The sequence below is a fragment of the Kitasatospora sp. NPDC093102 genome (assembly GCF_040683915.1).
Lineage (GTDB): Bacteria > Actinomycetota > Actinomycetes > Streptomycetales > Streptomycetaceae > Kitasatospora.
Map to the genome: position 1 here is coordinate 1 of NZ_JBFBFA010000098.1, position 8592 is coordinate 8592.

The 8592-nt window shown below is 71.0% G+C and carries 7 protein-coding genes and 1 pseudogene; 5 read left to right on the plus strand and 3 right to left on the minus strand.

Going from position 1 to position 8592, the window contains the following annotated elements; genetic code table 11:
* The 5 genes and pseudogenes from AB0O11_RS38630 to AB0O11_RS38650 form a co-directional block, all read left to right on the plus strand.
* Positions 1–204 (plus strand): annotated as a pseudogene (locus AB0O11_RS38630) (NmrA family transcriptional regulator); the annotation flags it as partial.
* A gap of 85 nt (positions 205–289) precedes the next feature.
* The gene (locus tag AB0O11_RS38635) at positions 290–937 is read left to right on the plus strand and encodes a hemerythrin domain-containing protein (protein ID WP_363397129.1); all 648 of its coding nucleotides are present in this window, start codon (positions 290–292) and stop codon (positions 935–937) included.
* Between the two features lie 237 nt (positions 938–1174).
* Positions 1175–1768: an anthrone oxygenase family protein gene (locus AB0O11_RS38640; protein ID WP_363397132.1), complete on the plus strand. Its 594-nt coding sequence runs from the start codon at positions 1175–1177 to the stop codon at positions 1766–1768.
* Between the two features lie 298 nt (positions 1769–2066).
* The gene (locus AB0O11_RS38645) at positions 2067–2426 is read left to right on the plus strand and encodes a hypothetical protein (RefSeq protein ID WP_363397134.1); all 360 of its coding nucleotides are present in this window, start codon (positions 2067–2069) and stop codon (positions 2424–2426) included.
* 298 nt (positions 2427–2724) lie between these two features.
* Complete coding sequence (locus tag AB0O11_RS38650; protein ID WP_363397136.1) at positions 2725–5124, plus strand: lamin tail domain-containing protein; 2400 nt, start codon at positions 2725–2727, stop codon at positions 5122–5124.
* A gap of 111 nt (positions 5125–5235) precedes the next feature.
* Here AB0O11_RS38650 and AB0O11_RS38655 read toward each other — a convergent pair whose 3' ends face one another.
* The 3 genes from AB0O11_RS38655 to AB0O11_RS38665 all read right to left on the minus strand — a co-directional run bounded on the left by AB0O11_RS38655 (position 5236) and on the right by AB0O11_RS38665 (position 8173).
* Positions 5236–6552, minus strand: a complete 1317-nt coding sequence (locus AB0O11_RS38655) for a M64 family metallopeptidase (RefSeq protein WP_363397139.1) — start codon at positions 6550–6552, stop codon at positions 5236–5238.
* A 223-nt stretch (positions 6553–6775) separates the two neighbouring features.
* Positions 6776–7276 (minus strand): ricin-type beta-trefoil lectin domain protein, encoded by a 501-nt coding sequence (locus AB0O11_RS38660; RefSeq protein WP_363397142.1) that lies wholly within the window; start codon positions 7274–7276, stop codon positions 6776–6778.
* Positions 7277–7531: 255 nt separating this feature from the next.
* Positions 7532–8173 (minus strand): hypothetical protein, encoded by a 642-nt coding sequence (locus tag AB0O11_RS38665; protein WP_363397143.1) that lies wholly within the window; start codon positions 8171–8173, stop codon positions 7532–7534.
* Between the last annotated feature and the right edge of the window lie 419 nt (positions 8174–8592).

Below are 8592 nucleotides of genomic sequence, written 5' to 3' on the forward strand. Positions count from 1 at the left end.
TTCGAGGCGGTCTCGCAGGAGGCGTACCGGGAGGTGTTGGAGGCGGCGGGGCTGCCGGCGGACTTCGCGGAGCTGTTCTCGATGATCCTGGACGGGCGCAATGCGTCGCTGGGCGACGGTGTGCAGCGGGCGCTGGGCCGTGAGCCGCGGGACTTCGCCGACTACGCCCGCGAGGCCGCCGCCTCGGGCGTGTGGAACGTGTGAGCCGACCCGTCCCGGGCGGCTCCGACCGGCCGCCCCTCCGGGCGGGCGTTGGTTGGGAATCCGAACGGACTCTGGAGGTCTGGTCATGACGGACGGAACGACGGTCTGGTCGACGGAGCATGGGCTCCGCGCGCTGCCCGAGCAGCTCAAGGGCTTCGGCCTGATGCACGTCGCGATGCGCCGGGACGCGGCACGGCTGACCGCCGCGGCGCGCCGCGGCGCGGCAGGCTCCTCCGCGGCGCTCGCGGAGTGGTTCGGACGGCTGCGCGCGGTGATCGACTGGCACCACCACAGCGAGGACGAGATCCTCTGGCCGTACCTGCGTGGCCGGGCGGCGGGCTTCGACGGCAGCGGGGTCCTGGAGGAGGACCACGAGGCACTGGACGCCTCGATGCGCCGGGTGGCCGGGGTGCTCGGCTCCGGCCTGCGCGCCGAACTGCCGGAGGCGGCCGAGGCGTTCGAGAACCTGGTGCGCGAGCACCTGCGGCACGAGGAGCCGGTGGTCTTCCCGGCGCTGGCCGGCCTGCCCGTGGACGAGTACCTGCGGGTCGAACGCCGGATCATCGGGAGCGCACCGACCCAGGTGATGACCTATCTCCAGCCCTGGATGTTCGACGGTGCGGACGCGGCCGCGGTCCGGGCGGTCTCGGCGACCATCCCGGCTCCGGTGCGGCTGCTCGGCCGGACGGTCCTGGACCGGCGGTACCGGCGCGGCCTGGCCGCGGTGCTCTGAGCCGGCGGACCCGCTGTCCGGGCCGGTGGCCCCGTTCTCCGGGCCGGCCGGGCATCGGCAACCCCGGCCGATCCGTTCGGGCGCGGCACTGCGAGGTGCGGCAAGTGCCTGCCGGGGGGCCGGGGTTCCGGTTGTCGCGGTCCTGTTGCGCGGCTCGCCGCACGGTGGGCGGTGTCGAGTGTTCCACGTTCGTCGGCGCCGCACTCCGCGGGGCCGGAAGAGTGAGAGGGTCCTGAGATGCGTTCGGATCAGACCACGGTTCCGCTGTCGTACACGGCGCCGTCGGCCATCGGGGGCGTGGGAGTGGGGAGTTCGGTGCAGGCCGTCGGACAGAGCAAGGCCGCCGGGCCGCTGCTGGTGGGTGCCACCATCGCGATGGGCCTGATGGCGGGGCTGTTCTTCGCCTTCGACGTGTCGGTCATGCCGGGCCTGGCGGCCGGGGACGACCGTACCTATGTGACGGCGATGCAGCACATCAACAAGTCGATCGAGAACGGGCTGTTCGGCCTGGTCTTCGTCGGTGCCTTCGCGGCCACCGGCTTGGCCGCCTGGCTGCTGCACAGGGCGGGCCGGCGCCAGGCGGCGCTGTGGGCGGCCGCGGCGACGGCGCTGTACGTGGTGGCGCTGATCGTCACCATGGGCGTCAACATCCCGTTGAACAACGAGCTGGCGGCGGCCGGCGACCCGTCCCAGATCCACGACTTCGCCGCCGTGCGGGCGAAGTTCGCGGACAGCTGGGTGCCGGTGAACATGCTCCGCACCGCGCTCTGCACCGGCGGTCTGCTCGCGCTGACCCGCTCCCTGGTGCTGCACGGCCGCGCCGGCCGCTGAGCCACGACCTTCCCGGGAGCCGCTGCTGTGCCCGTCCGCCTCGTGCGGGCGGGCACACGCGCGTTCCGGGACCGTGCGCCCGCCTCTGCCGTCCGGCAGGTCGGGCGGGTTCGGTGCGCCGCGGCGTGCGCCGGTGCGCCGGGTCGGTGCGTTCGGCCAATTCAGTTGGTGAGACGCCGAGTTGGCGAACCGGACGGATGTGGTGGAGCATAGGCCGGGCCCGGTCTGTTGCGGTGCGCTTGCGCCGCGGCCGAGGCGTCGTACAGCTGCTGGGGAGGAGGCGGTTCCGGTGACTCCGGTGGAACGTCCGTTTCTGGTTCGGGGGAAGGCGGTACCCCTGGCCAGATACCTGGCGGAGGAGGACATCGAGGGCCTGGTGGCCTGCTCGTGCATCGGGAACGAAGTCAGCATCGACCTCGCGGACACCAGGATCCTGGTGAGCCTGGTCGACGTCGCCGACGTGGTGCGGCTCAACTTCGACATGGTCCAGGACGGCCCGGCCAAGCCCCGCTCCTGGTCGCGCCGACTGCCTGCCGGCACCGGTCCGCGTGAGATCGCGTCCCGGATAGCCCTGGACGTGCGGACCCTGGAGCGCGAACTGGCTCCGCTGCGCCGGCGACCGCCCCGGGCGTTGCCGGCGCAGCACCGTCCGGGCTGAGACCCGGAGGGCGACGCGGACGAGCCCGGGCCGGCAGCGGGGGCACTGCCGGCCCAGGGCCTCCTGGTGTCCCGGGCGGGTCAGCGGCCCTGCGGGGAGCGGGCGTTGCCATCCAGCCATCCGGAATGTGGCCTCCCACTTGTCGCGCGTAGAAACGTTCTTCCGCCGTACGTCTGGCCGTTGCCCGGTACGGACGGTAGGGATCTGGTGACGCTGATACAACCTCAGCGCCGAACCTTTCCCATCCGTGGTCACACCGCCGGGCCGCGAGCCCGGACGGTGGTCAGGAGGAAGCCTCATGGAGAGCACCCCGAATCCCCGGATCACCCCGAGAGCGCCGCGAGTCCGGCGCCGAACCCTGGCGGCGGCCTCGGCCGCGGCCGTGGTGGCGGCGCTGGTGGCGCTGCCCGGCGGCGTGGCTCAGGCGGTGTCGCCCGACATCGTGATCAGCCAGGTGTACGGCGGTGGCGGCAACTCCGGTTCCCCGTACACCAACGACTTCGTCGAGCTGTACAACCGTGGTACCACGCCGGTGTCCGTCACCGGCTGGACGGTGCAGTACGCCTCGGCCGGTGGCTCGACCTGGTCGCGGACCGCCCTCTCCGGGACGATCGCGCCCGGCCACTACTTCCTCGTCCAGGAGGCCGCGGGGGCCGGTGCGGGCGCCGCGCTGCCGACGGCGGACGCCACCGGCACGATCGCCATGTCCGCGACCTCCGGCAAGGTCGCTCTCGTCACCAACGGCACGGCGCTGACCTGCAGTTCGGGCTGTGCGAGCCAGCCCGGAGTGAAGGACCTCGTCGGCTACGGCAGCAGCGCCGGCTCCGCCGAGGGCTCGCCGACCGGCAACCTGTCGAACACCACGGCCGCCCTGCGCGCGGGCGGCGGCGCCACCGACACCGACAACAACGCGGCGGACTTCGTGATCGGCGCGCCCACGCCGCGCAACTCCTCCTCGACCGGCGGGGGCGGCAACCCCGGCGGCACCCGCATCCACGACATCCAGGGCGCCGCCCGCACCTCCCCGCTGGCCGGCAGCGCGGTCAGCGCCGTGCCCGGCGTGGTGACGGCCGTCGGCCCCAACGGCTTCTGGTACCAGGACCCGCAGCCCGACAACGACCCCGCCACCAGCGAGGGCATCTACGTCTACACCGCCGGCGCGCCCTCGGTCGCGGTCGGCGACTCGGTCACGGTGAGCGCCACCGTCAGCCAGTTCCGCCCGGGCGGCACCGGCGGCACCAACAACCTGTCGATCACCGAACTGACCGCGCCGACCGTCACGGTGGTCGCCCACAACGCGCCGCTGCCCGCCGCCACCCTGGTCGGCCAGGGCGGACGGATACCCCCGTCCGCGGTCATCTCCAGCGTCACCTCCGGGGACGTCGAGACCGCCGGGAACTTCCAGCCCTCCACCGACGGCCTGGACTTCTGGGAGTCCCTGGAGGGCATGCGGGTCGAGATCGACAACGCGGCCGTGGTCGGCCCGACCAACAAGTACGGCGAGGTCCCCGTCGTTCCGCAGGGCAGCACCACCCGCACCAACCGGGGCGGCATCCTGCTACAGGCGAACGACGGCAACCCGGAGCGGGTCGTCCTCGGGAAGGCGCTCGCGCCCACCCCGACCGCCAACGTCGGCGACACCCTGACCGGCGCCACCGTCGGCGTGCTCGACTACGCCTTCGGCAACTTCACCCTCCAGGTCACGGCGACCCCGACGGTCACCTCCGGCGGCACCGCCCCCGAAGTCACCGCCGCGCCGACGGCGGGCCAGCTCGCCGTGGCCACCTTCAACGTGGAGAACCTCGCCCCGTCCGACCCGCAGAGCAAGTTCGACGGCCTCGCGGCGGGCATCGTCACCAACCTGCGCTCGCCCGACCTGGTCGCCCTGGAGGAGATCCAGGACAACAGCGGTGCCACCGACGACGGCACGGTGAGTGCGACCCAGACCCTGGCCAAGCTCACCGCGGCCATCACCGCGGCCGGCGGCCCCTCCTACTCCTACCGCGCGATCGACCCGGTGGACGGCCAGGACGGTGGGCAGCCCGGCGGCAACATCCGCCAGGTGTTCCTGTTCCGCACCGACCGCGGACTCTCCTTCACCGACCGCCCCGGCGCCGGATCCACCACCGCCGACTCCGTGGTGAACGCGGGCGGCACGCCGCAGCTGGCCTACTCCCCGGGGCGGATCGATCCGACCAACGCGGCGTTCAACTCCAGCCGCAAGCCGCTGGCCGGAGAGTTCCGCTGGAACGGCAAGCCGGTCTTCGTGATCGCCAACCACTTCAACTCCAAGGGCGGCGACCAGCCCCTCTTCGGCCGCTACCAGCAGCCGGCACACCCCTCGGAGAGCCAGCGCCACGACCAGGCGGCCGTGGTGAAGGGCTTCACCGACAAGATCCTGGCCGTGGACCCGAACGCCTCGGTCATCGTGCTCGGCGACCTCAACGACTTCGAGTTCTCCCAGACCGCCGACATCCTCACCGCGAGCGGCTCGCTCACCGACCTGCCGCGCACCCTGCCGCTGCCCGAGCGCTACACCTACGTGTACGAGGGCAACTCGCAGGTGCTCGACCACATCCTGATCTCCGGCTCGTTGGCGGCCACGTCGTACAGCTACGACATCGTGCACATCAACAGCGAGTTCAGCACGCAGCTCAGCGACCACGACCCGCAGGTGGTGCGCATCCCGCTGCCGTAGCGGGCCCGGCTCACGGTGCCGGTCTCCCCAGCTCGTGGGGAGACCGGCACCGGTCGTTCCGTCAGCGGAGTTCCGCCGGGGTGATGCCCTGTGCGTGAACGACCCTGCGGGTCAACGCGGCTGGCGCGTCACCTGCCAGGACAGGTTCGCGGTCAGCTTCGTGCGCAGTGCCGGGTCCGCGACGGCCGGGGTGGGGTCGGTGGCGACCGCGCTGAGCAGGTGCGGCCGGGAGTGCGGCCCGGTCAGCTTGAGCTCGGCCAGGTCCAGTGTGGTGCGGCCGGCCAGCCGGGGCAGCTCCCGCCCGTCCAGGTACCAGCGCAGCCGGGTACCGGGCACCGGCAGGTCGACGGTGAGGCTGTCGGCAGTGGTGAGCCGGCTGCCTCCGGGGGTGGGGCTGGTGAGCGGGGTGGCGTGGCGGTAGAAGCCCGCGATCATCGCCTCGCGTCCGGGCAGGTTGAACTCGCGTCCGAGTGAGCGCATGATCGAGTTCTCGGTCGGACGGTAGAGCCCGGCCGGGTAGTAGCCGCCGCCCTCGTAGGTGCCGACCGTGCCGCCGTCCGGTGAGGTCTGGCCCAGCCACCGCGACCACTTGGTGCCCTGCCGGCGCATCCGGTCGGCGGTCAGGGTGCTGATGTTGGCCTCGGCGGGTTCGTCGCCCTGGTACGTCCCCTGGCCGTCGTACACGTACTCGTCGGCCAGCTTGCCCAGCGAGTGCCCGGTCTCGTGCACCGCGATCTGCCCGGACTTCGCATTGCTGCCCGCCACAGTGGCGATCCCCTCGTAGCCGAGCGGGGACTTGACGTCGTTGTAGCCCGCACCGCCGTACTTCGCGCTGTTGGCGACCACGAGCACCAGGTCCGCCTGCGGGGCCTTCGCCGCGTAGGTCTCGACCGCCTTCTCGTCCACGCAGAGCAGCCGCTCCACGCCGTCGCACCAGAAGTACGAACCGAGAGCGGTGTGTCGCACCGTCGTCCGGTCCGGGTCCCCGGTCACCCCCGACTCCGGCGAAACCGCGGACACCGCCCAGACGTTGAACAGTCCGCGGTAGGTGGCGTACGGCTCCACGGAGGTGAGCTCAAGCCACTTCCGGGCCGCGTCCGCACGGAACGTCTCCTGCTCCTGCGCGGTGTACCCGTCGCCTATCACCACCACGTCCAGCTTGGCGGCCGGCTCCCCGTTGTGGACCAGCGCCGTCACTTCGCCGTCGCCCTGCACCGGCGCCACGCCCTGGGGGCGGCCGGCGAGATAGGGGGAAGCGGTCGGGGCCTGGGCACGGGAGATGCCGCCGTCCTCGGCGAACACCTCCACCTGGCGTGTCGGCGGCGCGCCGTCCGCGGGGCGGCTCCACGCCGGCGCGGCTCCGAGCGCGGTCCCGGCGAGTACGGCGGCGAGCAGGGCGGTGGTGGTCCTGGCGGTGATGCGGTGCACGGGCGTCCTCCTGGGGGAATGGGCTGCGGCCTGACCCGTTGTAATGTCTGGGACCTGACAATCTAGCCCTGACCTGGCTCGTCGGTCGAGTGGTGGGGGTGCCCGTGCACGTCCACGGCGGTGGTTCTGGACGAACAGGGACTCGTGAGGAGGTGTATGCCCGAGAGCCCTTCCGCCCCGCCGGGTCTGGACCCGGCGGGGCGGAAGGCGCACTCCCTGCGGCTCAGGAGGGGGACACGTGCCACAGCTGTCGCGGGTTGTCGTCGCGGAACGCCTTCACCACGGGCTGCGAGTTGCGTACGGCCTCAATGGCGAAGTCCTGGTCCACCTCCTCGACGAGAACCCACTGGTCACCAACCCGCTCACCCCGCCAGTTCTGGGTCGGGACGTTGGGGTTGCACGGAACCACCCGGATCGCGTCGCCAGGGTTCAGCGGCGCCTGGAGGCAGTTGCCCCTCCTCGCCACGCTCTCGATCAGGTACCCCGAGTGGTTGGGCCGAATGATCCAGTCCTGGAAGGCCGTACCGTTGGGCTCCCACGTGATGGCGACCGGGGCCCCGGAGCCGTTGGCGTCCAGCGCCCCACCCGTGGCCTCGTTGAAGAAGCGCACGTTCTGGCTCACCTGACGGACCTCGCCGGCCGAGGCGGGGGCCGCGGCCGTCACGGCGCCGGTGACGGCCAGGACGGCGACGGTGGCAGTCGCGGCTTTCTTGATGCTGAGCAAGGATCTCTCCTTCTGAGGTGATTCCTCGAACTCTCGTGACCGTTCGCTCGGCCACGACGGCGAGGCAACCACTCACACCGAACCACCCGCAACAAAAAGTAATCCGAGCAGAGTCCACATACGAAGCCGATTACCTCGAATGACCTAATGTGAGGCCGCGAAGCCCACGCATCCGATGACCTGCTGACGGTCGCTCCAAGTGCGAGGGCCTGTTCGAACTCGTGCGCTTCAGCCGGAATCCGAGGGAGGCGCGGGCTACAGGTCCGCGAGCCAAGGATGCCCCGGGTGCGCGCAGGCGAGCAGCTCGGCCAAGGTCTCGCGCTGAGCGGAGGTCATATGTGGGACGGTCGCGTCGAAGTCCGCCTGATCCTTTCGGCGAGCGTGCTTGGCCTTGAACAGCAGGACCAGTTCGGGCGCCAGGTACGGGATGCCGTCCTGGGTGTGGTGGATGACGTCGCTGTAGGGAAGCCGGATCCTCTCATCGCGTCGGCAGATCCAGGTGTCGCCGTCGTGCGGTTCGCGGAACACGTCGAGCAGGTAGTTGCCGGTGGCCGGATCGCGCAGCCACGTCTGATGAACGGCGGCCAGCACCTCCGGTGTGGCGTCCTCCCAGATCCGGCCGCTGCCTGCCGCGTCGAAGACGTGTCCGGGGAAGCGGTTGCGGACCTCGGGAAAGCCCGCGGCCGGAATCGCGATCTCGATGTCCCCATGCGCACGCGTCTGCCTGCCGCGGAACAGGTCCAGCGCCCAGCCCGCGGCCACGTACCAGGGAGTGCCGATCCCGGCCAACTGCTGCGCGACCTCACTCGGGGTCCAGCAGGATGACCACCTGGAGTGGAGGGCTTCGATCTCGTCGGGTGACAGCTCGACGCCGCCGCTGGGCAGTTGCTCGCTCACCGCAGGAATCTATCAGCGGACTCGAAGGCCCCTGGCCGTGATCGATCAGGGAGACCGGCGGGACCTGGAGCCGTACACCGCGGGCGGTCGCACAAGGTCACCAGCCAGTTGGGCTCCTCGGAGAACTGGCGACATCCGTCTCCTGATGAACGATCACCACCTCGCCCGCCGGCGGCCGGTTTCGGTGAGCCTGAAGCAGACAGCGCGACGAGCCGGAAGCACACGATGGTGCCCGGCTCATTCGCGTCATTTGTCTTTCTTTACAGCTTTCTATTTTTGGTTGTTGAGATGGGGTGCATGGGGGTGGGTCCTTTGGGTGTGTTGTTTGGGTGTGTTGTTTGGGTGGGGTGTTTTGGGTGTTAGGGGAAGATGTTTTGGCCGGGGGTGAGGGTGTGGGTGGGGTCGTAGGTGTTTTTGGC

What these genes read in the sequence shown, in the direction of transcription:
- AB0O11_RS38640 (WP_363397132.1), top strand. Translation starts at nt 1,175, where the DNA reads ATGCGTTCGGATCAGACCACGGTTCCGCTGTCGTACACGGCGCCGTCG.
- AB0O11_RS38650 (WP_363397136.1), top strand. Translation starts at nt 2,725, where the DNA reads ATGGAGAGCACCCCGAATCCCCGGATCACCCCGAGAGCGCCGCGAGTC.
- AB0O11_RS38635 (WP_363397129.1), top strand. Translation starts at nt 290, where the DNA reads ATGACGGACGGAACGACGGTCTGGTCGACGGAGCATGGGCTCCGCGCG.